This is a genomic window from Stenotrophomonas sp. 86156_Sma, from assembly GCF_056481625.1.
Map to the genome: position 1 here is coordinate 1,097,682 of NZ_CM151157.1, position 25,331 is coordinate 1,123,012.

The 25,331-nt window shown below is 67.3% G+C and carries 25 protein-coding genes and 1 tRNA gene; 19 read left to right on the forward strand and 7 right to left on the reverse strand.

Translation table 11 applies throughout. From position 1 onward, the window contains the following. Window positions 1-61 precede the first annotated feature (61 nt). Genes ACZK33_RS05100 through ACZK33_RS05115 form a run of 4 tightly spaced genes read right to left on the reverse strand, consistent with a single transcriptional unit; the run spans window position 62 to window position 4,428 of the window. Window positions 62-589, reverse strand: a complete 528-nt coding sequence (locus ACZK33_RS05100) for a Slp family lipoprotein (protein WP_032127773.1) — start codon at window positions 587-589, stop codon at window positions 62-64. Then, window positions 586-2,535 (reverse strand): transglutaminase TgpA family protein, encoded by a 1,950-nt coding sequence (locus ACZK33_RS05105; RefSeq protein ID WP_423174365.1) that lies wholly within the window; start codon window positions 2,533-2,535, stop codon window positions 586-588. The genes ACZK33_RS05100 and ACZK33_RS05105 overlap by 4 nt, the downstream gene beginning before the upstream one ends. Then, window positions 2,528-3,451, reverse strand: coding sequence for a DUF58 domain-containing protein (locus ACZK33_RS05110; protein WP_032127771.1), 924 nt, complete (start codon window positions 3,449-3,451; stop codon window positions 2,528-2,530). Before ACZK33_RS05110 ends, ACZK33_RS05105 begins: the two co-directional genes overlap by 8 nt. 23 nt (window positions 3,452-3,474) lie before the next feature. Then, window positions 3,475-4,428: an AAA family ATPase gene (locus tag ACZK33_RS05115; RefSeq protein ID WP_032127770.1), complete on the reverse strand. Its 954-nt coding sequence runs from the start codon at window positions 4,426-4,428 to the stop codon at window positions 3,475-3,477. Window positions 4,429-4,470: 42 nt separating this feature from the next. On the opposite strand from ACZK33_RS05115, the gene ACZK33_RS05120 reads away from it, so the two are divergent. Continuing rightward, on the forward strand, window positions 4,471-6,306 hold the full coding sequence (locus tag ACZK33_RS05120) for a glycosyltransferase family 39 protein (RefSeq protein ID WP_032127769.1): 1,836 nt from the start codon (window positions 4,471-4,473) through the stop codon (window positions 6,304-6,306). A gap of 98 nt (window positions 6,307-6,404) precedes the next feature. On the opposite strand, the gene ACZK33_RS05125 is transcribed toward ACZK33_RS05120, so the two are convergent. Continuing rightward, window positions 6,405-6,974: a Maf family protein gene (locus ACZK33_RS05125; RefSeq protein WP_049400644.1), complete on the reverse strand. Its 570-nt coding sequence runs from the start codon at window positions 6,972-6,974 to the stop codon at window positions 6,405-6,407. Between the two features lie 113 nt (window positions 6,975-7,087). Between ACZK33_RS05125 and ACZK33_RS05130 the strand changes: the two genes are divergently transcribed. From ACZK33_RS05130 to ACZK33_RS05195, 14 genes are all read left to right on the forward strand, one after another. Next, window positions 7,088-7,597 carry a YceD family protein gene (locus tag ACZK33_RS05130; RefSeq protein WP_032127767.1) on the forward strand — a complete coding sequence of 170 codons (510 nt, stop codon included), beginning with the start codon at window positions 7,088-7,090 and terminating at the stop codon, window positions 7,595-7,597. 107 nt (window positions 7,598-7,704) lie between these two features. Beyond that, complete coding sequence (rpmF, locus tag ACZK33_RS05135; RefSeq protein ID WP_004154640.1) at window positions 7,705-7,899, forward strand: 50S ribosomal protein L32; 195 nt, start codon at window positions 7,705-7,707, stop codon at window positions 7,897-7,899. A gap of 91 nt (window positions 7,900-7,990) precedes the next feature. Next, entirely contained in the window at window positions 7,991-8,968 is a 978-nt protein-coding gene (locus ACZK33_RS05140; protein WP_032127766.1) for a beta-ketoacyl-ACP synthase III, read from the forward strand. Window positions 8,969-9,045: 77 nt separating this feature from the next. Then, a complete protein-coding gene (locus ACZK33_RS05145) occupies window positions 9,046-9,828 on the forward strand; it encodes a BUD32 family EKC/KEOPS complex subunit (RefSeq protein ID WP_032127765.1) in 783 nt (260 codons plus the stop codon). Window positions 9,829-9,963: 135 nt separating this feature from the next. Then, window positions 9,964-10,908, forward strand: a complete 945-nt coding sequence (gene fabD, locus ACZK33_RS05150; protein WP_032127764.1) for an ACP S-malonyltransferase — start codon at window positions 9,964-9,966, stop codon at window positions 10,906-10,908. Between the two features lie 82 nt (window positions 10,909-10,990). Beyond that, window positions 10,991-11,734 (forward strand): 3-oxoacyl-ACP reductase FabG, encoded by a 744-nt coding sequence (fabG, locus tag ACZK33_RS05155; protein WP_004146899.1) that lies wholly within the window; start codon window positions 10,991-10,993, stop codon window positions 11,732-11,734. 152 nt (window positions 11,735-11,886) lie between these two features. Then, window positions 11,887-12,126 carry an acyl carrier protein gene (acpP, locus tag ACZK33_RS05160; RefSeq protein WP_005415509.1) on the forward strand — a complete coding sequence of 80 codons (240 nt, stop codon included), beginning with the start codon at window positions 11,887-11,889 and terminating at the stop codon, window positions 12,124-12,126. A gap of 143 nt (window positions 12,127-12,269) precedes the next feature. Further along, window positions 12,270-13,532, forward strand: a complete 1,263-nt coding sequence (gene fabF, locus ACZK33_RS05165; protein WP_049400645.1) for a beta-ketoacyl-ACP synthase II — start codon at window positions 12,270-12,272, stop codon at window positions 13,530-13,532. Window positions 13,533-13,655: 123 nt separating this feature from the next. Then, window positions 13,656-15,020, forward strand: coding sequence for an aminodeoxychorismate synthase component I (locus ACZK33_RS05170; protein WP_149908906.1), 1,365 nt, complete (start codon window positions 13,656-13,658; stop codon window positions 15,018-15,020). A gap of 211 nt (window positions 15,021-15,231) precedes the next feature. After that, window positions 15,232-16,293 carry an endolytic transglycosylase MltG gene (gene mltG, locus ACZK33_RS05175; protein WP_049400647.1) on the forward strand — a complete coding sequence of 354 codons (1,062 nt, stop codon included), beginning with the start codon at window positions 15,232-15,234 and terminating at the stop codon, window positions 16,291-16,293. After that, complete coding sequence (tmk, locus tag ACZK33_RS05180) at window positions 16,290-16,955, forward strand: dTMP kinase (RefSeq protein ID WP_423174364.1); 666 nt, start codon at window positions 16,290-16,292, stop codon at window positions 16,953-16,955. The genes mltG and tmk overlap by 4 nt, the downstream gene beginning before the upstream one ends. Next, the gene (locus ACZK33_RS05185) at window positions 16,952-17,908 is read left to right on the forward strand and encodes a DNA polymerase III subunit delta' (protein ID WP_164079917.1); all 957 of its coding nucleotides are present in this window, start codon (window positions 16,952-16,954) and stop codon (window positions 17,906-17,908) included. The genes tmk and ACZK33_RS05185 overlap by 4 nt, the downstream gene beginning before the upstream one ends. Then, a complete protein-coding gene (locus tag ACZK33_RS05190; RefSeq protein WP_005412452.1) occupies window positions 17,905-18,258 on the forward strand; it encodes a PilZ domain-containing protein in 354 nt (117 codons plus the stop codon). Before ACZK33_RS05185 ends, ACZK33_RS05190 begins: the two co-directional genes overlap by 4 nt. Window positions 18,259-18,390: 132 nt before the next feature. Then, window positions 18,391-18,465, forward strand: a tRNA-Val gene (locus ACZK33_RS05195). A gap of 84 nt (window positions 18,466-18,549) precedes the next feature. Here ACZK33_RS05195 and ACZK33_RS05200 read toward each other — a convergent pair. Continuing rightward, complete coding sequence (locus ACZK33_RS05200; protein WP_423174363.1) at window positions 18,550-19,113, reverse strand: hypothetical protein; 564 nt, start codon at window positions 19,111-19,113, stop codon at window positions 18,550-18,552. Window positions 19,114-19,401: 288 nt separating this feature from the next. Between ACZK33_RS05200 and ACZK33_RS05205 the strand changes: the two genes are divergently transcribed. The 4 genes from ACZK33_RS05205 to ACZK33_RS05220 all read left to right on the forward strand — a co-directional run bounded on the left by ACZK33_RS05205 (window position 19,402) and on the right by ACZK33_RS05220 (window position 24,188). After that, window positions 19,402-19,782, forward strand: a complete 381-nt coding sequence (locus ACZK33_RS05205; protein ID WP_049400651.1) for a tautomerase family protein — start codon at window positions 19,402-19,404, stop codon at window positions 19,780-19,782. Window positions 19,783-19,998: 216 nt separating this feature from the next. After that, window positions 19,999-20,394 (forward strand): DUF2946 family protein, encoded by a 396-nt coding sequence (locus ACZK33_RS05210; protein ID WP_336685093.1) that lies wholly within the window; start codon window positions 19,999-20,001, stop codon window positions 20,392-20,394. Window positions 20,395-20,523: 129 nt separating this feature from the next. Further along, entirely contained in the window at window positions 20,524-22,662 is a 2,139-nt protein-coding gene (locus ACZK33_RS05215) for a TonB-dependent receptor (RefSeq protein WP_423174362.1), read from the forward strand. Window positions 22,663-22,673: 11 nt separating this feature from the next. Further along, the gene (locus ACZK33_RS05220) at window positions 22,674-24,188 is read left to right on the forward strand and encodes a PepSY-associated TM helix domain-containing protein (protein WP_423174361.1); all 1,515 of its coding nucleotides are present in this window, start codon (window positions 22,674-22,676) and stop codon (window positions 24,186-24,188) included. A 9-nt stretch (window positions 24,189-24,197) separates the two neighbouring features. Here the strand turns inward: ACZK33_RS05220 and ACZK33_RS05225 are convergent, their stop codons facing one another. Beyond that, on the reverse strand, window positions 24,198-25,331 hold the full coding sequence (locus tag ACZK33_RS05225; protein WP_423174360.1) for an MFS transporter: 1,134 nt from the start codon (window positions 25,329-25,331) through the stop codon (window positions 24,198-24,200).

Sequence of the window (25,331 nt, forward strand, 5' to 3'; positions counted from 1 at the left end):
CGGCGTGGATGGAAAAGGCCGCCCGAGGGCGGCCTTTTCCGTCATGCCTGTGCGGTGATGATCACCACCAGCCCCAGCGACCATAGCCGCCCCAGTACGGGCCATACGGGCTCGGGCCCCACGGGCCATAGGGATAGGGCACCACGTCGACCTGACGCTGTTCCGGCCACAGGTAGATCACATCGGCCGACAGCTTCGGCAGGCGGTAGTCGTATTCGCCGATGCGGGTGTTCTGGTAGCCGTCGATCTTGCCGATGAAGGTCACGTCACGACCGGCTTCGAACACCGCCGGGTCGTAGAAGCCGGCACGGCAGGCGATGAAACGACCGTCGCTGGCATCGGACGAAGTGGTGTTCGGGCGGCCACTGCCATTGAGCGGGCGCGAGATGATCTGGAAGCAGGTCTCGCCCTGGCCGGGCTTGGTTTCGATGATGCGACCGCCCCAACGGACCGGCGTGCCGACCTGCTGGGTAGCGACTGAATCGCGAGGGGAGACCAGGCTGAACTGTCCCTGCAGCGGCTTGGGGGCCGTGGCGCAGGCCGACAGGGCCAGCGTGGCCACAGCGGTGAGAAGGAACTTGGTGTTCATGGGGAGGCTCCGGAAGTCGGGCGATGCCTGCGCAGGTCCCGCAATAATGAAGCGAGGTCGGTGCAAGTTCCAGCGTAACGCGCATCAGCGAAACGCTGGCTGAGCGCGAGCAGGGCCGGGTCAGGACGCTGCCGGTGTACGCGCTGTGCCCAGTCCTGGGCGGTTTCGTGCGGTTCACGGGCCAGGCCGAGGCGGGCGTAGCGCCGTCCGAGCCGGTGCCAGGCGCGCAGCAGCGGGTCGCGTTCGCGCTCGCCACGGGCCAGCAGCCAGGCCATCCACGCCAGCGCCAGCAGTGCGGCCACCACGAAGCCAGCGACCAGCTGCCCGGGGCCCAGATCGTCCAGCCCGAACGGCTTGAGCAGCTGTTGCTGGCGGCGCGCATCGAACGACAGCACCAGGTCGTTCCAGCCGCGGCGCAGCCAGTCGCCCAGCTGGCCCAGCTGCAGCCAACGCTGCTGCAGTGGCGTGTCCGTGCCGGCCTGCAGGCGGTCATCCAGTGTGTCCAGGATGCGTTCCGGTGCCACGGCTGCGGTCGGGTCGACCCGGACCCAGCCGCGCTGCGGCAGCCACACCTCGGCCCAGGCGTGGGCATCCATTCGCCGCACTACCCAGTAGTCGCCGATACGGTTGCGGGTGCCGCCGGCGAAACCGGTCACCACCCGCGCCGGGACGCCGGCGTTGCGCATCAGCACCACGAAGGCCGAGCTGAAGTGTTCACAGAAGCCGGCCTTGTAGCCGAACAGGAACTCGTCGATCGGGTCGCGTCCCGCCGCAGGGGTGTCCAGCGTGTACGAGAAGTCGGTGGTGATCCACTGCAGCGCGCGGCGCACGATGGCCTCGTCATCGCTGCCAGCCTCCTGTCGCCATTGCTGCGCCAACGTGGCGGTGCGCGGGTTGAAGCCGGTCGGCAGCTGCAGCGTCGCGCGGCGCAGATAGGGCGACAGCGTGTTGTCGAAACGCAGGGGAGGGGCCGAATGCAACCGCCAGCGGCTGAGCGAGGCCAGCGGGCGTTCGCTGCTCAGGCTCATGTCCGCATCCAGCATGCTGCCTGCAGGCGCGCGGCTGGGCAGGTCCAGCGCCACCAGCTGGCGGCGGTCGGTCGGCTCGTAGTCGATCTGGTAATCCCAGCCCTGTGTACTTGCTTCAACCACCGCAGCAGGCCGCCGCGCGCTGGCGCGGTCGCGTGTCCAGCGCCGTCCATCGAAGGCAGTAAGTACAGGGCCGCGCCAGTAACGCTGCGGCGGCTCGGGTGGAGTGCCGAAGAACTGCACGCGCAGCGCCGGGCTGTCGTCGGCCATCAGGTCCAACCACTGGCCGGGCTCCATGCTGTCGGACAACCCCGGTGTACCCACGGCGCGCTCGGGAACACCCCACAGTGGTGTGGCCAGGCGCGGGAACAGCCAGAAACAGGCCAATGCCAGCGGCAGGCCGATCGCCAACAGGCGGCCGACACCATGCAGCTGCCCGCGCAGTGGCAGGCGGCCGGCATGACCTTCATCCTGGGCCAGGCGTTGCAGCGCGATCAGTGCGCTGCCCCCGGCCAGCGCGGCCAGCGCGGTTGTCAGCGGCCCCTGGTCGAGCAGGAATGCTGCAAAGGGCGAGAACAGCGCGAAGCCGAGCAGGCTGCGGGCATCACGCAGGCTGCGCAGCTCGCTGGACTTGATCGCCAGCATCGCGGCCAGCAGTGCGCAACCGGTATCGCGCCCGGGGCGCACCATGCCCATCTGCCAGACGATGGCGCCGAGCATGCCCAGCACCAGCAGCAGGCGTACCGGCATCGGCAACACTGTCCGCCACGACAGGGCGGCGGTGATGATCGCCGCCAGCGCGATCACACCAGCCAGCAGTGGCGGCAGCTGCAGCAGCAACGGCAACAAGGCCAGCGCCGCGCTGGCCAGGGTCCAGTTGCGGGCATTGCGGTCGAGCAGGGCCGGGGTCTCAGTCATGCGGCATCAGCGCCAGCGCGCGCAGGCACAGGTGATGGTGGCTGGCGCCCTGACCGGGCCCGAACGGCGGGTGTGCAGGCAGCAGCAGGGTGTAGCGGCGGCCCTCGCGCTCGGCCACATCCACCCAGCGCGCCAATCGAGCGATGCGTGCTTCATGGCCCAACGGCGCCAACGAGCGCCAGTCGAGGATCACTTCGATGCCGACCGGCTTTTCGTACTCGCGCACCAGCAGGCTGTCGCGGCGTGCCGAGTGCTTCCAGGAAATGCTGCGCGGCGCATCGCCGGCCCGGTAGGGGCGTAGCTGATGCAGTTCCTCGCCGCTGGCATGGGCGCGGGTGTGCAGCGGATCGCTGCCGCTCTCCGGCAGTGCAGGCGCCACGGCTTCGGCCAGCGGGTAGACCAGCAGTGGCTGTTCCGGCCACACCCACGACCACGCCCGCACCAGGCCCAGCGGCTGGGTGGTGGACAGTCGGATGCGCGGCAGTTCCAGCCAGCCACGGCGTTCGCTGGGAACGTCCAGTTCCACTTCGCCACGGCCGTGCGCAGGCAGCGAGGTCCAGGCGTTGCTGTCACCCAGCTGCAGATGAAGGCCGTGCCGCGCACGCGGGTCACGCAGTGAGAGGTCCACGCGCAGACGCAATGGTTGCCCGGCCGCTACCGGCTCGGCGGAGATCGCATCGATCTGCACGCCGGACAACTGGAGATGCGCGGCAATGGCACTGGCGATTGCTGCTGCCGCGAGCAGCAGGGCCAGCAGCAGCGCCGGGTTGTTGTTGTAGTTCAGTGCGCCCAGCAGCATGGCCGCCAGCAGGGTGGCAACGAACAGGCCGAAGCGGGTGGGCAGCACATAGATGCGATGGCGGTCCAGCCGCCTCGGCAAGGCTTCGGGCCTGCGTGGCCGAGCCAGCAGCTGCATGCGTGCCCAGCGTGTGGCCACGCTCAGTCCACCGCGACGGTCTGCAGGATCGCGCGCGCCAATGCCGGACCCGAACTGGATTCGGCTTCCGCCACCAGTCGGTGACCGGCCACCGCCACGAACAGGGTCTGCACGTCTTCGGGCACCACATGGCCGCGCCCCAGCAGCAGTGCATGTGCCTTGGCCGCACGCAGCAGCGCCAGGCCCGCACGTGGCGACAGGCCCACGCGCACACCGGCATGCTGGCGGCTGCGGGTCAGCAGCGCCTGCACATAGTCGATCAGCGCGTCGCTGGCATGCACCTGGTTCACTGCGTCGCGCAGCGCGCGCACCTGGGTGTCATCCAGTTTCGGTACGGCACGCGCGATCAGGTCGCGGCGATCGCTGCCGCGCAGCAGCTCGCGCTCGGCCTGCGCGCTGGGGTAACCCATCGCCAGTCGCAGCAGGAAGCGGTCCAGCTGCGAATCCGGCAGCGGGAACGTGCCGGACAGATCCACCGGGTTCTGCGTGGCGATCACGAAGAAAGGATCGGGCAGGGCATGGGTCTGTCCATCCAGGGTGACCTGTTGCTCGGCCATCGCTTCCAGCAACGCGCTCTGCGTGCGCGGTGGTGCGCGGTTGATCTCGTCGGCCAGCAGTACGTGGGTGAACACCGGGCCGGGGTGGAACTGGAACTGACGGCTGCCGGCTTCATACACCGACACGCCCAGCACATCGGCGGGCAACAGATCGGAGGTGAACTGCACGCGCTGGAAGCTGAGGCCGAGGCTGCTGGCCAGCGCATGCGCCAGCGTGGTCTTGCCCAGGCCGGGCAGATCTTCGATCAGCAGGTGACCGCCGGACAGCAATGCGACGAACGCCAGCCTGACTTCCGGCACCTTGCCCAGTACCAGTGCGTTCACCTGATCCTGTGCCTCCCGCAGGGCCTGACGCAATTGATCGGTTAGCATGCTGGGGTTGGGGGACGAAGCTGGCATGATCGTCTCAGATCTGGAATCCACTCGATTATCCATAGAGCAATGCAAGGCGAACAGCGCGCACGGACGATATTTCTCTGGTTATGGACGCTGGTCACAGCGGCCAAGCTGATCGTTGCCGCGCGCTTGCCGCTGTTCGTCGACGAAGCGTTCTATTGGCAGGAAGGCCAGCATCTGGCCGCGGCCTATTCGGATCTGCCCGGGTTGACCGCCTGGCTGGCCCGCCTGGGCGTGGAGCTCGGCGGTCATCACGTGCTTGCGCTGCGCCTGCCGTTCCTGGCCATCGGTGCACTGTTGCCGCTGCTGGTGGTGCGCACGGCCACGCGCTGGTTCGGCAATGTGGCGGGTTGGCAGGCGGGCAGCCTCACGCTGTTGATGCCGTTGTCGGCGACGCTGGGCCTGCTGGCGGTACCCGACGTGCCGATGGCGCTGGCGGCGGTGATCTGCCTGCACGCCGGTGCGCGCCTGCTGCACAACGTGGATGCCTCCTCGGCGATGAAGCTGGCGCTGGGCCTGCTGATCGGTGCACTCAGCCACTACCGTTTCATCGGTGTCATCGGCGTCGGTTTCATCGCGCTGCTGGCATTGCCGCAGGGGCGGCGCATGCTGGCCGATCCGCGCGTATGGGTCGCACTGGCGGTGGGCGTGCTGGCATGGCTGCCACTGCTGGCGTGGAATGCGGACAACCACGATGCCGGTCTGAAATTCCAGGTGGTCGAGCGTCATCCCTGGGCCTTTGAATGGGGCGGGCTGTGGTTCCTGGTGATCCAGCCGATGCTGGTGACGCCGATCCTGTGCATGGCGATGTGGAAGGTGGCGCTGGCAGGAACCCGGAGCGGTGGCGGTGCGCGCGTGCAGTGGCGCTATTTCGGCCTGGTGGGCGGCGTATCCACACTGGGCATTTTCGTGCTTGGCTTCTTCACTGACGTCGAGCGGATCAGTTTCCATTGGCCGCTGCCGGGCTACCTCGCACTGCTGGTGGCGGTGCCGGTAGTGCTCAACGGCTGGCCGCGCTGGCTGCGCCGCACCGGCTGGTGGCTGGCAGGCGCGGGCATGGTGCTGGCGTTCGGCTACTACCTGATGGCATCCACGCCGGCACTGCGCGAGCAGATGGCCGGCAGCAAGTACTACCCGCGCAATTTCGCTGGCTGGCAACCACTGGCCGTAGCGGTCCATGAAGAGCTTCGGCAGATGCCGGAAGGGACGCGCGTGCTGGCCGGCAACTTCAAGGTCGGCGCCGAACTGGGCTTCCAGCTGGGCAATGGCAACATCGAGGTGCTGCCGCATCCGCTCAATGACAAGCATGGCCGCACCGCGCAGCTGGCACAGTGGGGCCTGCTGCATGAGGGCGAGCGCACGGCGCCGATGCTGCTGGTGCTGTCACCCAGCGACCAGCGCTATCGCGAACTGCTGGAGCGCTATCACGCCATCTGCGATCAGGTGGGGCCGATGCCGGCGCCACGCGTGGTCAGCAGTGATCACGGGTTCCAGCGCTTCCTGTTGTTCCGCCTGCCGGTGCAGCGCGCGGAAGGGCCGTGCGTGACGCCGGCGATGGCGTGGCTGGATGCGCCGTCCAATGGCGAGAAGGTGTCCGGCACGTTCGCGATCAAGGGCTGGGCGTTCAAGGATGGCGTCGGCCTGGCACGCGTCGAAGTGCTGGTCGATGGCCGTTCCATCGGTGACGCCCGCTATGGGCGTGTGTTCGACGTGCGCCCCGTGTGGCCGGACAGCACCGATCCGCAGCACCCGGCGGTGGGCTTCGACGCATCGCTGGATACCACCACGCTGGCGCCGGGCAGGCATTGGCTGGGCCTGCGCCTGTATGGCCGCGATGGCAGCGTGGAGCAATGGCAGGAGCAGCCGTTCGAGGTCCGTTGAGGCCTCTGCTTTTGTAGGGTCGAGCCATGCTCGACTGCTTTTTCCGGGCCGCCTGCCATCTACAGCAGAAGCAGTCGGGCAGGGCTCGACGCTACAGTTCAGGGCACCGCGAAACCGGCCCTGCGCAGCAATCCGCATACCGCAATCAGCGGCAGGCCGACCAGCGCGGTCGGGTCGCGGTTGTCGATGGCGTCGAACAGGCTGATGCCCAGGCCCTCGCATTTGAAGCTGCCGGCGCAGTCCAGTGGCTGCTCGGTGGTCACGTAGCGGGCGATCTCGTCCGGTTCCAGTGCGCGGAAGCAGACTTCGGTCAGATCGACGGCCGTGAATGATTCTCCATCACGGCTGAGACAGACGGCGGTGTGGAAGCGCACGGTCTGCCCGGACATCGCTGCCAGCTGCGCACAGGCGGCCTCGACCGTACCGGGTTTGCCCAGCGGCTGGCCGTTCAGGTCCGCGACCTGATCCGAGCCGATTACCCAGGCGCCCGGATGGCGGGCAGCCACCTCGGCGGCCTTGGCCGCAGCCAGGCGCGTGGCCAGAGCCCGCGGCGCTTCGCCATTCAACGGGGTTTCATCCACCTCCGGGCGCGCGCAGTCGAAGGCAAGGCCCAATCGCTGCAGCAGTTCGCGGCGGTAGCGGGAGGTGGAGGCCAGGACCAGTGACATGCGAGAATACCGGGGCAGGGCGCGGCAGTCTGGCGTGTCCGCAGCGCCAGCGGCAAGTCCTGTATGGCGGGCATTTGACAGCCGCCGCCCCGATCCTTAGTATTCAGCGGCTTATGTCCGCGAACGTGCCCGAAACGCTGGATGCCTGGCGGATGGTTGTAGCGCGAAGGCGCTTCGACGGTCAGGTGTCCCTGGCTGAATTGACCCGCCTGCAGGGGTTGGTCGCAGATACCGACGGTGAGTGCAATTACTCGCTTGAATTCGGTCGCGACGACGTCTTGCGGGTATCCTATGTGGAATTGACCATCGACACCGCGTTGCCGCTGACCTGTCAGCGCAGCATGCAGCGATTCCTGTTGCCGGTGAAGATGACCCAGAGGCTTGGCCTGATCCGCGACGAGGACGAGGAATCGTCCCTGCCGGAGGAGTACGAGGCGTTGCTGGTGCCGGAAGACGGCCAGCTGCGTCCGCTGGACCTGGTCGAGGACGAGCTGGTGCTGGCGGTGCCTGTGGTGCCGCTGTCGCCCGACGGTGAAGCAGTCGACAAGGACTGGGCGCCGAGCGAAGAAGAAACAAAGCAGGCCAACCCGTTCGCGGCGTTGGCGGCACTGAAGAAACAATAGCAGCCGGATTGTCGTCGGCGGCTGCGGCGAAAGCGAAAGTGTGCTGGGCGCTGGCGTCCTGCGCGACGATACGACGAAGCAAAACGAACCGAGTTTGGAGCAATCCCATGGCTGTGCAGAAATCCCGTGTCACCCCGTCCCGCCGCGGCATGCGTCGTGCGCATGACGCCCTGAGCGCCAAGCAGCTGTCGACCGACCCGACCACCGGCGAAGTGCACCTGCGTCACCACATCACTGCCGATGGTTTCTACCGCGGCAAGAAGGTCATCCAGACCAAGACCTCGGCCGTCGAAGAAGATTGATGTGCCGGGAAGGCCGCTGCCTCCGGGCAGCGGCCTTTGCCTTCTTTCCCGGGTGTGCCGGTGATCGGCGGCCCGCGCAACAGGAAACATGATGAGCAAGCGGATCTACTCGAGGATCGCGGGCACCGGTAGCTATTTGCCGGAAAAAGTCCTGACCAACGCCGACCTGGAAAAAATGGTCGAAACCTCGGATGAGTGGATCCAGTCGCGCACCGGCATTCGTGAGCGGCACATCGCGGCCGAAGGCGAAACCACCAGCGACCTTGGCTACAACGCCGCCCTGCGCGCGCTTGAAGCCGCAGGCATCGACGCCTCGCAGCTCGACATGATCGTGGTCGGCACGACCACCCCTGATCTCATTTTCCCGTCCACCGCGTGCCTGATCCAGGCAAAGCTCGGTGTGGCCGGGTGCCCCGCCTTCGACGTCAACGCCGCCTGCTCGGGCTTCGTGTTCGCGTTGGGCGTGGCCGACAAGTTCATCCGCTCCGGCGACTGCAGGCACGTGCTGGTGATCGGCACCGAAACGCTGACCCGCATGGTCGACTGGAACGATCGCACCACCTGCGTGCTGTTCGGCGATGGCGCCGGCGCCGTCGTGCTCAAGGCCGACGAAGACACCGGCATCCTCAGCACCCACCTGCATGCCGATGGCAGCAAGAAGGAGCTGCTGTGGAACCCGGTTGGCGTTTCGACCGGCTTCAAGGACGGCGCCAATGGCGGCGGCACCATCAACATGAAGGGCAACGACGTGTTCAAGTACGCCGTCAAGGCGCTGGACTCGGTCGTGGACGAGACTCTGGCTGCCAACGGCCTGGACAAGTCCGACCTGGATTGGCTGATTCCGCACCAGGCCAACCTGCGCATCATCGAAGCCACCGCCAAGCGCCTGGACATGTCGATGGACCAGGTCGTGGTCACCGTCGACAAGCACGGCAACACCTCGTCCGGCTCGGTGCCGCTGGCGCTGGACGCCGCCGTGCGCTCGGGCAAGGTCGAACGTGGCCAGCTGCTGCTGCTGGAAGCCTTCGGCGGCGGCTTCACGTGGGGTTCGGCTCTGCTGCGCTATTGATAGTGCAAGTTACGACAACGTGAAGCTTTGTCGTTGCGGCCCCTCTGGGGCCGTAACGCGTTTAAGGAGGACCTGTCATGGTTGAGCCCATCGTCATAGAAGGGCAACGTGCCTGGCTGAAGCAGTACGGCAAGGGAAGCCGCGCGCTGGCCCTTGGCCTGCTCAATTTTGTTGCCCGTCGTTTTCATCTGGATGCCCTGCGCCCGCCGCCGCACCGTGGCGGTGACGCCGCGCGCGAAACCGAAGCCCGTCGCCTTGCAGAACTGCAGGCGCAGGGCGTGAACGTGCCCGATGTGCTGGGCACCGGCCATGCTGCGCTGGTGATCGGCGACAACGGCAGTTCGTTCAATACCTGCCTGCGCGAAGCCGACGAGGCCGGTCGCGACCGCCTGGTGATGGCGGCCATGCTGGCCATTGCCGCAGCGCATGCGCGCGGCGCCTATTTCGGTCAGCCGTTGCCGCGCAATCTCACCTGGGATGGCGAGAAGGTCGGTTTCATCGACTTCGAGGAAGATCCGCTGGAAGTGATGGATCTGTCCGAAGCGCAGGCCCGCGACTGGCTGATGTTCGGCTATGGCGTGGCCAAGTACTACGCCGACCGCCCCGAGCACCTGCAGGCGATGATGGCCGAGGCGATGGGCGATGCGCAGGCGCCGGTGCGCGAGCACGTGCACGCGGTCACTGGCCGCCTGCGCAGCCTGGCCCGGGTCTGCATGAAGCTGGGCCGCTCGGCGCGCGCGCTGGCCCATTCGATCTTCATTGCCCACGGCGCCAGCACCGCCGGCGTGCTGATGCTGGTGGGCCTGTGCGTGGATTTCCTCGCCGACGGCGATCTGGACGTCCTGCAGCTGTTCTGCTGACTGTGCGTCCGCCGGGCCATGCCCGGCGGCGTTCTGCGGCTGGCCCACCATACGCGTGCATACGCGCACGTACAGACGACACGGCATGTTCCCCCTTATCATGGCCCGCTTCGATTGCAACAAGCGGATGACCGCGTGACCGTATCCACCCTCGCTTTTGTCTTCCCCGGCCAGGGCTCGCAGTCTGTGGGCATGGTGGCCGAGCTGGCTGAACTGCACCCGCAGGTGCGTGAAGCCTTCACCGAGGCATCCGATGGTGCCGGCGTCGACCTGTGGGCGCTGTCCCAGGGTGGCCCGGAGGAAATGCTCAACCGCACCGAATACACCCAGCCGGCCCTGCTGGCCGCAAGCATCGGCGTGTGGCGCGCCTGGAACGCCGTGGGCGGTCCGCGCCCGTCGGTGCTGGCCGGTCACAGCCTGGGCGAGTACACCGCCCTGGTTGCCGCTGGCGCGCTGAGCCTGCATGACGGTGCGCACCTGGTGCGCCTGCGCGGCCAGCTGATGCAGGAAGCCGCACCGGCCGGCGTCGGTGCCATGGCCGCCGTGCTCGGCGCCGAAGACCAGCTGGTGCTGGACGTCTGCGCCGAAGCCGCAGGCAGCCAGGTGGTGGTGCCGGCCAACTTCAATTCGCCGGGCCAGATCGTGATCGGTGGCGACGCCGACGCGGTCGACCGTGCGCTGGCGCTGCTGGCCGAGAAGGGCGTGCGCAAGGCGGTCAAGCTGGCCGTGAGCGTGCCCTCGCACACCCCGTTGATGCGCGAAGCCGCCAACCGCCTGGCCGAAGTGATGGCCGGCCTGGCCTGGCAGGCGCCGCAGCTGCCGGTGGTGCAGAACGTCGACGCCAAGGTGCATGACGGCATTGACGCGATCCGTACCGCGCTGGTCCAGCAGCTGTACCAGCCGGTGCAGTGGACCGGGTGCGTGCAGGCGCTGGCTGGCCGTGGCGTCACCCGGATCGCCGAGTGCGGCCCGGGCAAGGTGCTGACCGGTCTGGTCAAGCGTATCGACAAGGCCATCGACGGCCGTTCGCTGGCCACGCCAGGCGACTTCGAAGCCGCCCGCGAGGCATGGTCGGCCTGATCCCCCTTGTTCCTGCCGACCGTACCGGTGGCCGCTGCAAGCGGTACGGGTACGGCGGCCGTCCCAGCCTGAGGAAAACATCATGAGCAAGCCCCTGCAGGGTGAAATCGCACTGGTCACCGGCGCCAGCCGTGGCATTGGTGCCGCCATCGCCGATCTGCTGGCCGCCCAGGGCGCCACCGTCATCGGCACCGCCACCACTGAATCCGGCGCCGCCGCGATCGGTGAGCGCCTGGCCGCCCACGGTGGCCACGGCCGCGCGCTGAACGTCACCGACGCCGCCGCGCTGGACAGCGTGCTCGATGGCATTGCCAAGGAATTCGGCCCGATCTCGATCCTGGTCAACAATGCCGGCATCACCCGCGACAACCTGCTGATGCGCATGAAGGACGAGGACTGGGCGTCGATCATCGACACCAACCTGACCAGCGTGTTCCGCACCAGCAAGGCGGTGATGCGCGGCATGATGAAGGCGCGCAAGGGCCGCATCATCAACATCGCATCGGTTGTGGGCGTGACCGGCAATGCCGGCCAGGCCAACTACGCTGCCGCCAAGGCCGGCATCATCGGCTTCAGCAAGTCGCTGGCCAAGGAAATCGGTTCGCGCGGTGTCACCGTCAATGTTGTCGCACCCGGCTTCATCGACACCGACATGACCAAGGCGTTGCCGGAAGAAGCGCGTACCGCGCTGATCAACGACATCGCCCTCGAACGCCTGGGTTCGCCGGAAGACATCGCCCATGCGGTGGCCTTCCTGGCCGGCCCGGCTGCCGGTTACATCACCGGCGAAACCCTCCATGTGAACGGTGGCATGTACATGCCGTAAGCAAGGGGCGCAGGGATTGCGCCGCAAGTGGTTGATCTGCGGAGGTTTTTGCTGCGATGCAAGGCCGCGCCGGTTTCCACTACACTATCCCACGGCCATCGCCTTTGATGGCGACCACTTTTGAACCACAACTCCATCTGGAGCGAGATCCCATGAGCACCATCGAAGAACGCGTCAAGAAAATCGTCGTCGAACAGCTTGGCGTCAAGGAAGAAGAAGTCACCAACAGCGCATCGTTCGTCGATGACCTGGGCGCTGACTCGCTGGACACCGTCGAGCTGGTGATGGCCCTGGAAGAAGAATTCGAGTGCGAGATCCCGGACGAAGAAGCCGAGAAGATCAGCACCGTGCAGGCCGCCATCGACTACATCAAGGCCCACGTCAAGGCCTGATGTCAGACGGCAGTGCGCGCGCGGGCTCACGCTCGCCGCGCACCGCACCCCATGGGGCCGCTGTTGCGGCCCCGTGTGTTTGAGCATCACACCGAAGCAAACCGAGTTGCCCGTTGAAATCATCCGGGCCAGGAGAATCAGCAATGAAGCGTCGCGTCGTCGTAACCGGCCTGGGTATCGTCTCGCCGTTGGGCAATGATCTGGCCAGCAGCTGGGAAGGCATCACCCAGGGTCGTTCGGGCATCGGTCCGCTGACCAACGTTTCTGATGCCTATCTGGATCGGTTCACCACCAAGATTGCAGGTGAGGTCAAGGGATTCGACATCACCGCCGACAATGAACTGTTCGGCAAGTTCCGGGTCAGCGGCAAGGATGCCAAGAAGATGGACCCGTTCATCCATTACGGCCTCGGTGCCTCGTTCATGGCCCTGCACGACTCGGGCCTTGAGATCACCGACGCCAATGCCGAGCGCATCGGCGCCATCGTCGGCGCCGGCATCGGCGGCCTGCTCGGCATCGAAGAGCAGACCATCGAGTTCCATGAGGGCAAGAAGATCTCGCCCTTCTACGTGCCCAAGACCATCATCAACATGCTGCCGGGCCAGCTGAGCATCATCACCGGCCTGAAGGGCCCGTCGTTCTCGGCGGTGTCTGCGTGCGCAACCTCGAACCATTCGATCGGCACCGCCATGCGCATGATCCAGTACGGCGATGCCGACGTGATGGTGGTCGGTGGTGCCGAGCGTGGCTCGTCGCCGACCGCACTGGGCGGCTTCTGCGCGATGAAGGCCATGAGCACCCGCAACGACGCCCCGGAACAGGCCTCGCGCCCGTGGGACAAGGACCGTGACGGCTTCGTGCTGGGCGACGGCGCCGGCATCCTGATCCTGGAAGAGTACGAGCACGCCAAGGCACGTGGCGCGAAGATCTACTGCGAACTGGCCGGCTTCGGCGCCAGCTCCGACGCGTACCACATGACCGCACCGAGCGAGAACGGCGAAGGCGCCGCCCGCTGCATGGTCATGGCCATGAAGGACGCCGGCGTGACCCCGGAACAGGTGGGCTACCTCAACGCGCACGGCACCTCCACGCCGCTGGGCGACCTGGGCGAGACCATGGCGATGAAGACCGCCTTCGGCGACCACGCCTACAAGATGATGGTCAGCTCCACCAAGTCGATGACCGGCCACCTGCTGGGCGCTGCCGGCGGCGTGGAAGCAATCTTCTCGGTGATGGCGCTGCAGGACAACATCATTCCGCCGACCATCAATCTGCAGCAGCCCGGCGAAGGCTGTGACCTGGACTACGTGCCCAACGAAGCACGCCAGGCCAAGGTCGACGTGGTGATGTCCAATGGCTTCGGCTTCGGCGGCACCAACGGCACGCTGATCTTCAAGCGCGTCTGACCGACGTTGTAGAGTCGAGCTTGCTCGACTGAACGTGCAACACAGTCGAGCAAGCTCGACTCTACGCACGAGGAGGCCGCCGCAAGGCGGCTTCCGTGCATCTGAATCCCCGAACTGGCTGCCATGACCCACGCACCGCTGATCCACCCGCTGCCGCACCCGATCGATCTGCTGGCCCTGCAGCAGCACGACCCGTCGCGCTTCCCGCTGCTGATGGAATCCACCGCCTCGGGCACCGCCCAGGGCCGCTGGAGCCTGCTGCTGGCCGCGCAGGGCGATAGCCTGCGACTGGATGCCGATGGCCAGGTGCGCGACCAGCATGATGCGGTGCAGGCCGGCAGCTTCCTGCAGGTGCTGGACCGCGCCTGGCAGCACGAACGCCTGCCGCATGACGGCAGCCACAGCCTGCCGTTCCGCGGCGGTTGGGCGTTGATGCTGGACTACGAAGTGGCCAGCCAGATAGAACCGGTGCTGCCGGCGCGCGCACGCGAGGACGGCCGCCCGACCGCGCTGGCGCTGCGCTGCCCGGCCGCGGTGCTGCACGACCACTACAACGAGGCCAGCTTCGTCATCGCCGAAGCCGGCGAGCAGGCGTTGCTGGATGCGCTGGTGGCACTGGCCTCGGCCACGCTGCCCGAAGCCGGGCAGGGCTGGCAGCCACCGCAGTCGGTCGGCGAGGACGCGCCGCAGCGCTTCACCGACGGCGTGCGCCGGGTGATCGAGTACCTGCGTGCCGGCGATGTGTTCCAGGTGAACCTGTCGCGGCGCTGGAGCGCGCAGTTCGCCGCGCCGGTCAGTCCGCAGGCGCTGTACGCGCAGCTGCGCCGTGCCAACCCGGCACCGTTCGCCGGCCTGTTCAGCGCGCACGGCCGCCATGTGGTCAGTTCCTCGCCGGAACGGCTGGTGTCGGTGCATGCCGGCCACGCGCAGACCCGGCCGATTGCCGGCACGCGTCCGCGCTTCGAGGGGGACGATGATGCCGCGCGCATCCAGGAGCTGGTCGGCCACCCCAAGGAGCGTGCCGAGCACGTGATGCTGATCGACCTGGAACGCAACGACCTGGGCCGCATCTGCCTGCCTGGTACCGTGGTGGTCGATGAGCTGATGACCGTGGAGAGCTACGCGCACGTGCATCACATCGTCAGCAACGTCAGCGGCCATCTGCGCCCGGAGGTCACCCCCGGCGAGGTGATCGCCGCCACCTTCCCCGGCGGCACCATCACCGGCTGCCCGAAGGTGCGCTGCATGCAGATCATCAGCGAGCTGGAGCAGGTGCCGCGTGGTGCCTACACCGGCGCGTTCGGCTGGCTGAACCGCGATGGCGACCTGGACCTGAACATCCTGATCCGCACCGCCGAAGTGGATGGCCACGAGGTGAGCTTCCGCACCGGCGCCGGCATCGTGGTCGACTCGGACCCGGACAAGGAACTGGACGAGACCCGCGCCAAGGCCCGCGGCCTGCTGCGCGCGCTCGGCCAGCAGGGGTAGGCGCATTCCGGTAGTGCCGGCCGCTGGCCGGCAACCTCATGCACCCATGATCCGCGCGATTGCCGGCCAGCGGCCGGCACTACCGGTACCGGTGGGTGCCATTGTTCGGGTGGGTGTCGACCGTCGGTCGGCACAGGCGCATGCCCCCGGTCATGACCCCAATCCACCGGCACGGTATCCTGCACGACGGAATCGAGTTCAGAGGTAGTCCATGGCGGGAGCCAAGCGCGGGTGTCTGTTCGTGGTAACGCTGGTGGTGGTGCTGGCCGCCGTCGTGGCCGGCGCGGGCGCATGGTTCTTCTACCAGCAGACCCGGTTCGCCGACGCCCCGATCACCCCGTCCGCCGAGAGCGTGGTCATCGCCAGCGGCGATGGCATGAACAGCGTGCTGCGCAAGCTGCGCGACGCCGGCGTGGACGAGGGCCAGGACGCGCAGTGGCAGCTGCTGGCGCGCCAGCTCGATGCGGCCGGCAAGCTGAAGGTGGGTGAGTACGCGCTCAGCAGCGACCTGACCCCGCGTGATCTGCTGCTGCGCATGCGCGCCGGCAAGGTGCTGCAGCACCGCGTCACGATCATCGAAGGCTGGAACATCCGCCAGTTGCGTGCCGCGCTCAAGCGCGCCGAGCCGCTGCTGCACACCACCGACAACCTCGATGACGCCGCGTTGATGCAGCGCCTCGGCTTCGGTGGCCAGCATCCGGAAGGCCGCTTCCTGCCGGAGACCTACGTCTACCAGCGTGGCGACAGCGATCTGGATGTGCTCAAGCGTGCTCACGCTGCAATGCAGGACGCACTGGATGAAGCCTGGGAAAGCCGCGCGCCGGACCTGCCGATCAACACGCCCTACGAACTGCTGACGATGGCCTCGATCATCGAGAAGGAAACCGCGCTGGCCAGCGAGCGCCCGCAGATCGCCGGCGTGTTCATGCGCCGCCTGAAGATCGGCATGCGCCTGCAGACCGACCCGACCGTGATCTACGGCATCGGTGCTGCGTATGACGGCAACATCCGCCGCCGCGACCTGACCACCGATACGCCCTACAACACCTATACCCGCGCCGGCCTGACCCCGACCCCGATCGCCATGCCCAGCCGCGATGCGCTGATGGCAGCCGCGCAACCCGCAGCGGGCGACGCGCTGTACTTCGTCGCCGTGGGCGATGGCAGTGGCGCGCACGTGTTCTCGCCCAGCCTGGACCAGCACAACGCCGCAGTGGCCCGCTACCTGCAGCAGCTGCGCCAGCAACGTACCAAGGAGACCCCGGCGCAATGAGTCCCGCGCTGCTTCGCCACCCGCGTTTCGTCAGCCTGGAAGGCGGCGAGGGCGCAGGCAAGACCACCGCCATCAATGCCATCCGTGACTGCCTGCGCAGCCACGGTCATGAGGTGGTGCTGACCCGCGAGCCGGGCGGTACGCCGCTGGCCGAGCGCATCCGTGGCCTGGTGCTGAAACCCGATGCCGAGATCGCCGCCGAACCGCTCAGCGCCGAAGCCGAGCTGCTGCTGGTGTTCGCTGCACGTGCGCAGCATGTGCGCCAGGTGATACAGCCGGCACTGCAGCGCGGCGCCTATGTGCTGAGTGATCGCTTCACCGATTCCAGCTATGCCTACCAGGGCGGTGGCCGTGGCCTCGACCCGCAGTGGATTGCCGATCTGGAACGTCGCGCGGTGGGCCTGCTGCCGGGCCTGACCCTGCTGCTGGACGTGGAAGTGGCAGTGGGCCGCGCGCGCGCCAATGGCCGCGACCTGTGGCCGGACCGCATCGAGAGCGAACAGGATGATTTCTTCCAGCGCGTGCGCGAAGTGTTCCGCAGCCGCGCGCAGCAGGACCCGCAGCGCTTCGCGCTGATCGACGCTGGGCAGGTGCAGGCGCGCGTGGCCGCGGATGTGGTGGCGCGTGTCGAGCGCTGGCTGCAGGACGGGGAGGGCGCATGAGCACGTTCTCGCCCTGGCAGCAGCGCGCCTTTGATCAGACCGTGGCAGCGCTCGATGCCGACCGCCTTGGTCATGGCCTGCTGATCTGCGGCCCGGCCGGGCTGGGCAAACGCGAGGTGGCACTGGCGCTGGCCGACCACGTGCTGGCGCGCGGCGATGCCGCGCATGCCATGCGCACGCGCCAGCTGATCGCCGCCGGCACCCATCCTGACCTGCAGCTGGTCAGCTTCATTCCGAACAAGAGCGGCGACAAGCTGCGCACCGAGATCGTCATCGAGCAGGTGCGCGAGATCACCGACAAGCTGGCGCTGACCCCGCAGTACGGCGTGGCGCAGGTGGTGATCGTCGACCCCGCCGATGCGATCAACCGCTCGGCGGCCAACGCGCTGCTGAAGACGCTGGAAGAGCCGCAGCCCGGCCGCTACCTGTGGCTGATCAGCAGCGACCCGGCGCGCCTGCCGCAGACCATCCGCAGCCGTTGCCAGCGTCTGGAATTCAAGTTGCCGCCGCAGCACGAAGCGCTGGCCTGGCTGCAGCAGCAGGGCCACAGCGAAGCATCGGCGCGCGAAGCGCTGGACGCGGCGCGCGGCCACCCCGGCCAGGCCGACAACTGGCTGCGCGAAGATGGCCTGAGCCTGCGCCGCGAAGTGGGCCGCGAGCTGGAACAGCTGGCCGCCGGCAAGACCGGCGCGGTGGAGCTGGCGCAGAAGTGGTGCGGTGATGACAACGCGGCGCTGCGCCTGCGCTTCGCTGCCGACCTGGCGCTGGCCCAGGCCAGCACCGATGCCTTGACCACGCCGGAGCGATTGCACAAGCTTGCAGCCTGGTTCGATGCGGCCAACCGCACCCGCGACCTGCTGCGCACCACGGTGCGTGCAGACCTTGCCGTGGTCGAGTTGCTGCTGGCCTGGAACAAGGTGAACGAGCGGCCTGCCGCAAGGGGAAATCGATGAGTGCCAGCAACGCCCGCCAGGGCATCCTGTCCCTGGCCGTGAAGGACAAAGCCGCGCTGTACAGCGCGTACATGCCATTCGTGAAGAACGGCGGCATCTTCGTGCCCACGCCCAAGCGCTACTTCCTGGGTGACGAAGTGTTCCTGTTGCTGACCCTGCCCGATTCCAGCGAGCGCCTGCCGGTGGCCGGCAAGGTGATCTGGGTGACCCCGGCCGGCGCGCAGGGTAACCGCACCGCCGGCATCGGCGTGCAGCTGGCCGACGGTGCCGAAGGCGAGGGCGTGCGCCACAAGATCGAGACCCTGCTGGCCGGCCTGACCGGCTCGGACAAGCCGACGCACACGATGTAAGGCTGCGCCGGGCCGTTCTGTAGAGTCGAGCCATGCTCGACTGCCGCCCTCGAAAACACCCGTGAACACGAATGTGAAAAACTGTTGACGGCCTCTGAAAAGCCCCTATAATGAGCGGCTCAGCAACACACCGGGCGGTTAGCTCAGCGGTAGAGCATTGCCTTCACACGGCAAGGGTCACAGGTTCGATCCCTGTACCGCCCACCATGTTGCAGAACGAAAGAAGCCTCCAGCAATGGGGGCTTTTTTGTTGCCTGTGATTCCGTAGTGCCCGCCGAAGCGATCACCGTTTCAGCCGAGGTCCTCCAGCAGCTCGCGCGCGATCATCGCGGTTGCATCCAGCAGGTCGTGACCGCTGCCGGCCCGCACCACCACCGCCAGCAGGCTACGGCCCACATTGGCATTGCCGCCGCTCAGTTCCATCTCGCCTTCAAAGCACAGATCGGCCAACCATTCTTGGGCCTGCTGCAGCCCGCGCTTGCGGACGCGGCGGAACTCCGCGAGCAGCTTCGCCTGGCCGGCCTCCTGCTCACCATCGGCAAGCAGGCCGATGGCACCGCCGTGCGCCGCGCGCCAGATGGCCGGTAGCGGGCGACCGTTCGCGTCCACCACGTCCGCCGAGAACTGCGCGCAGTACATTTCGTAGCGCTTGCCCGCTGTGCTGCAGGGCACGATGCCGGCCTCGGCCAGCAGGCGTTCGGCTTCATCCAGTTTGCTGAACTTCAAGCGCAGCAGTGCAGGACGGCTCAGGTGTTGTGCCAGCGCCTGCTGGTTGGCGGTGAACCAGACGTTCCAGCCCACGCTTGCGCGGCCTTCCAGTGCGGCCTTGAAGTACTCCAGGTGTTCGGCGTCCATTGCGGCCTCCTGCGCTCCCTGCTCGATTGTAGCGGGCGCATATCCGGGCCGGTCAGGCGTCGTCGCCGGAGAGGCAATGATGTGCCTCGCGTACCAGCTGTCGCGCGGCCACGATCAGCCCGTCGGTGTGGAAGGCGCCCAACTGTTCGTCCGGGTCGCCTTCGTTACGCACGTGGGCGGGCCCGTGCCACGAATGGAAGCAGAGGGTTCCATCCCTGCGCTGTCCCGCCGCCCCGGGCAGGCGTAGTCTCAGCCCGTCGCCGTGCCCATCCACTCTGGAGTGCCACCATGCCGCTCGCCCGTATCGATCTGCGCAAAGGTAAATCCGCCGACTACCTGCAACGCGTCGGCGAAACCATCTACCAGGCCATGCGCGCGGTGGGCGTGCCGGAGAACGATCGCTTCCAGATCTTCCAGCAACACGAGCCGGGCACGTTGATCTATGACCCCGGCTACCTGGGCGTGGACCGCACCGACGATTTCATCTGCATCCAGATCACCTGGAACGAAGGGCGCACGTTGGAGCAGAAGAAGGCGCTGTATGCCGGCATCGCCGAGGGCCTGCACGCGGCGGTGGGTATCCGCCGCGAGGATGTGTTCATCAACCTGGTGGAAGTGAAGCGGGAAAACTGGTCGTTCGGGAACGGGCAGGCGCAGTACGTGAGTTGATGCGCGAAGCGCATCCACGCATGGCGTGGATCCACAGCGTGGTGGGCGTGCGCAGGGAGGGCGTGCCCATCGCTGTGGCCGGCAGCACAGCCCTGCGTCACCGTGTCGCAGGGGGCAAACCCTGAACCGGGTCCAAGGTTGGTCAGGGCCCCGTAGAATGGCGGCGTGCGTCGTTCTGTCCTCCACCGCCGGTTCCAGGCCCTGGCATGGCTTGCCATGCTGCTGGTGCTGCTCGCCCCGCTGGTGAGCCGCTGGCTGGCGCACGGTCACGTGGCTGCTGCAGTGCCGGCGGCGGCGATGGATCACGCGATGCACGCAGAGCATGCGCAGCACGCGATGGAAGGGCACCACGACCATCACGCGATGGCGATGCCGCATGGCGACGCCGCAAAGAAGCCGCCCGCCGACCCACATGCCGATCATGAAATGGGCGTGGACTGCGACTACTGCCTGATCGCTGCACGGCTGATCACGCTGCTGGTGGCGGCAGTGCTGCTGTTGGCGCCGATGGCACCGGTGTGCCGCGCGCTGCGCGGTGCGGTGCGGGCGTTGCCGCAACGGATCAGCGGCACATTGGGAGCGCGTGGGCCGCCGGCACTGATGGCTGCCTGAGCCGCACGCGCGTTGCATTGAACATTTTTCCATGAGGTTGCCGGCCACGGCCGGTGACCGCACGCGCGTGCTTGTCCCTTTCTGATTGCTGCCCTGCCATTGCGGGGTGGCCTTGCATGCCGTGAACAAATGAAAACGAACCCCAACTCCGCGCACCCGCGCCGGGCGACGCTGCCTGTCCTGTGCGCATTGCTCCTGCACGCCGCGCCCCTGCTTGCCGCCGATGCGGCACCACCGACCACGCTGGATACCGTGCGGGTGGTCGATACCCGCAGCGGCGAGCTGTCGTCCACCGCCAACGCCGGTTCCGCGCTGGGCCTGAGCGTGCTGCAGACACCGGCCAGCCTGACGGTGATTTCGCGCGAACAACTGGAGCAGCGTGGCGACAGCAACCTCAACGATGCGATCAGCCGGGCAGGTGCGATCAGTGCGATGCCGCACCCGGGCAACGGCCTGAGTGCGCTGTCCAGCCGCGGCTTCACCGATGGCGCTTCGGTGATGCGCCTGTACGACGGGCTGCGCCAGTACGGTGGCGTGGGTATCACCTTCCCGTTCGATACCTGGTCGATCGAGCGCATCGAAGTGCTGCGCGGCCCGGCCTCGGTCATCCATGGCGACGGTGCGATCGGCGGCGTGATCAACATCGTGCCGAAGAAGCCCACGCGTGGTGCGATCGAGAACGAGATCAGCGTAACCGTGGGCAGCGAGGACACCGCGCGCCTGGGCTTCGGCAACGGTGGCGCGCTGACGCCCGAGCTGGCCTATCGGCTGGACGTGAGTGGCAACTACATCGGTGGTTGGGTCGATCGTGGGCGCAACAGTGACGCGACATTCTCCGGTGCGTTGCTGTGGCAGCCGCGCGCGGACCTGCAGCTGACCCTCACCCATGCGCAGGGCTACCAGCAACCGATGCGCTACTTCGGCACGCCGCTGGTCGAGGGCCGCCAGCTGGAGGCGCTGCGCCACCGCAACTACAACGTGGAAGACAGCCAGATCCGCTATCGCGACCGCTGGACCCAGCTCGATGCGCTGTGGACGCCGAACGCGAACGTGGAATGGCGCACGCGCCTCTACCAGATCGACAGCCAACGCGATTGGCGCAATGCCGAAGCCTATGTCTACAGTCGCGCTACCGGCTTGATCGATCGCTCGGGAAACACCGAGATCACCCACAACCAGGACCAGACCGGACTGACCTCGACGCTGCGCGTGCAGGGGACCGCAGGTGGCCTGCAGAACAGCTTCGCGGTGGGCCTGGACGCCAACCGCGCGCACTTCAAGCACACCAACAACACCTATGCCGGCAGCTCGGGCCCGGTCGACCCGTTCGATCCGGTGCCGGGCCAGTTCGTCAGCGACGCGCCGAACCTGCCGCGCTACCGCAATCGTGCCGAGCAGTACGCGCTGTTCGTGGAAGACCGCTTGGCGCTGAGCGAGCGCTGGTCGGTGCTGGGTGGGCTGCGCCACGACCGGGCGCGCATCGACCGTACCGATCTGATCAGCGGCCAGAACGCGTTCTCGAAGACCTACCGCAGCACCGGCTGGCGTGCAGGCACGGTGTTCGCGCTGCAGCCGACGCTGAGCCTGTATGCGCAGTACTCGCAGGCAGCAGACCCGGTCAGTGGCCTGCTGATGATCAGCCCGGCCAACGGCGCCTTCGACCTGGCCAAGGGCCGGCAGATCGAGGTGGGCCTGAAGCAGGCGTTCGATGGCGGCGAGTGGACGCTGGCGGCGTATCGCATCCGCAAGACCGGGCTGCTCAGCCGCGATCCGCTGGTGCCGGACCGCCGCGTGCAGGTGGGCGCGCAGACCTCGCGTGGTATCGAGGCGTCGTTGAACTGGAACGTCGCGCCGCACTGGACGCTGGATGCCAACGCCACGGTGCTGAAGGCCGAGTTCGAGGACTTCCTGGAGACCACAGGTTCGCCGCCGATGCTGGTGTCGCGCGATGGCAACGTGCCGCCGAACGTGGCCGAACGCCTGGCCAATGTGTGGCTGAGCTGGCAGTTCGCGCCGGACTGGAGCGCGGCGGGTGGCGTTCGCTATGTCGGCAAGCGCTACGCCGACAATGCCAACACGCTGGAGTTGCCCAGCTACAGCACCACTGATCTGGCGCTGACCTGGCAGGCAGCACCGCGCACGCGATTGTCAGCGCGCCTGTTCAACGTATTCGACAAGGCGTACTACGCCACCGCGTACTACACCAGCACGCAGTGGCTGCTGGGCGCGGATCGTCGCGTCGAGTTCACCGTCGACCATCGCTTCTGAGGACGCGCACCATGTCGCTGCGATCCACTGCCAAGCGTTGGACCTATCTGGTGCATCGCTGGCTGGGCATCGGGGGATGCCTGCTGATGCTGCTGTGGTTCGTCAGCGGCATGGTGATGCTGTTCATCGGCTACCCGAAGCTGACGCCGGGTGAGCGGCTGGCGGCGTTGCCGGTGCTGCCGGAGGCCCGCGATTTGCACGGGCTGTCGGTGCTGCCTGCCACCGTGCAGGCCGAGCCGGAGGCCGTGGCACTGACCACGCTGCGCGGCGAGCCTGTGTATGTGGTGCGCACGGGAAGCAACGTGGGGGCGTGGTCAGCCGTCACCGGCCAGGCCCTGCTGCCAGTGTCGGCACAGCGCGCCGAAGCGTCAGCGGCACAGTTTGCTGGCGGCCCAGCCTTCGTCGGCGCGACGCGCGTGGACGAGGATCGCTGGACGCATTCGCGCGCGCTGGACGCGCATCGGCCGCTGTACCGGGTGGAGGTGGGGGGCGCGAAGCCCGGTGACCTGTATGTGTCTTCGCACACTGGCGAAGTGGTGCTGGACGCGCCGCATGTGCAGCAGCGCTGGAACTATGTGGGGGCCTGGCTGCATTGGCTGTACTTCCTGCGCCTGCAGTCGGTGGACCCGGTGTGGACGTGGGTCGTGATCGTGTTGTCCGCGCTGTGCACGGTGGCGGCGGTCAGCGGCATCGTGGTCGGTGTGTGGCGCTGGCGTTTCCGTGGGCGCTACCGATCCGGTGCGAAGACACCGTACGTGGAACCGTGGATGCGCTGGCACCATCTGATTGGGCTGATGGCTGCGGCCTTCGTGTTCACCTGGATCTTCAGCGGGCTGATGTCGATGAATCCGTTGGGGGTTTTCAGCAGCACGCGTGAAGCGATTGACAGCGGACGCTATCGTGGCGGTACGGTGGCGGTGGATGGCGCACTGGGCGAGCCGGCGACACTTCTGGCCGCCGCCGATGCCGAGCGCTTCCTGCCGGTGGAAATCCAGTGGCGACGGATCGGTGGTGAGCTGTTCGCGGTGCTGCTGGATGGGAAAGGCGATACCCGCATCGTGTCCGGCAACGATGGGCATCTGCAGGTTGCGCGGTTGCTGCCGGCCGCGTGGCTGCAGCAGAAGGTGCGGGCGCTGTCCGATGCGCCGATGCAGGTCTTCGTGGTGCAGCAGGCCGCGGATGCCTACTTCTATCCGCGTGCGCCCGAGGCCATGAATGGTGCAGCGGTACGCCGCTTCCCGGTAGCAGTGGTGGACTTCGGCGATGCCGAGGCCACGCGCGTCTACCTCGACCTGGCCACCGGCGATCCGTTGCTGACAATGGGGCACCGTGAGCGCCTGGGGCGCTGGCTGTTCTACTTCCTGCACAGCTGGGACCTGCCGGCGATGCTGCGCCAGGACGGTGCCCGGCTGGCGGTGTTGCTGCTGCTGAGCGCTGCTGGCACCGCGCTGTGTGCCACGGCGACGGTGATCGGCTATCGGCGATTGCGGATGAAGCTGCGGCACAGGCGGCACAGGCGGCGCTGAGGCCCTGGGCTACATCCGCAGCCAACGTGTGGACACGGCCACCAGCAACAAGGCCGTGGCCACGCCGATGAACGCAGCGATCAGGCCGAAGTGGTTGGCAGCAAAACCGATCAGTGCTGGGCCAGCAAGGATGCCGGCAAAGCCCAGCGTGGAAACGGCGGTGATTGCCAATGCGCCGGGCATGCGGGTCTGGTGGCCGGCCAGCGAGAACAGTGCCGGTGCGATGTTGGCGCAGCCGAGGCCGACCAGCACATAGCCCACCAGCGACGCCTGCCACGGGGTGACCAGGGTCAGCACCAGCACTCCCGCGGCGGCGAGCAGCGCGCCGAACACGATCGCGCGCTCACGGCCTACGCGCTCCACCAGTGCGTCGCCGAACAAGCGCGCCACGGTCATGGTCAGGGTGAAGGTTACATAGCCGATACCGGCGAGGCTGGCATCGACGCGACGCACATCGCTGAGGAAGACCGCGCTCCAGTCCAGCATCGCGCCTTCACCGAGGAAGGCGACGAACGCCAGCACGCCGATGAACAGCACGATGCCGTGCGGCAGGGCCAACATCGGTGTGTCGTGCGGCATGCGTTCGCTGTGCCAGTACGCCGCCGACAGCAGCATCACCAGCAGCATGGCGCCAACGCCGATCAGCACCGATGCCAGTGGCGGCAGCTGTGCGGACAACAGCACGGTCATGGTGGCCGCGCCGAGGAAGCCGCCGATGCTGAAGAAGGCATGGAATCCGGACATCATCACCCGCCGTGCTTCGCGCTCGACGATGACGGCCTGCACGTTCATCGTGCAGTCCATTGCGCCCACGGCGGCGCCGAACACGAACAGCACCAGCCCCAGTGACCAGGCCGAACCGGCCAGCGCCAGGCCGGGCACAGTCAGGCAGATCAGCAGGCTGCTGGCCACCATCACCCGCCGGCAGCCCAGGCGTGCGGCCAGTACACCGGACAGCGGCATGGCCAGCAGCGAACCGGCACCGAGGCAGAGCAGCACCAGGCCCAGCGTGGCGTCGTTGATGTCGGTGCGCGCTTTGGCGAATGGCACCAGGGTGGCCCACAGCGCAGTGGCGAAGCCGGGAATGAAGAACGCAGCGCGGGTCGCGTGCTGTTCGGCACGCGCGCGGTTGGCAAGGGACAT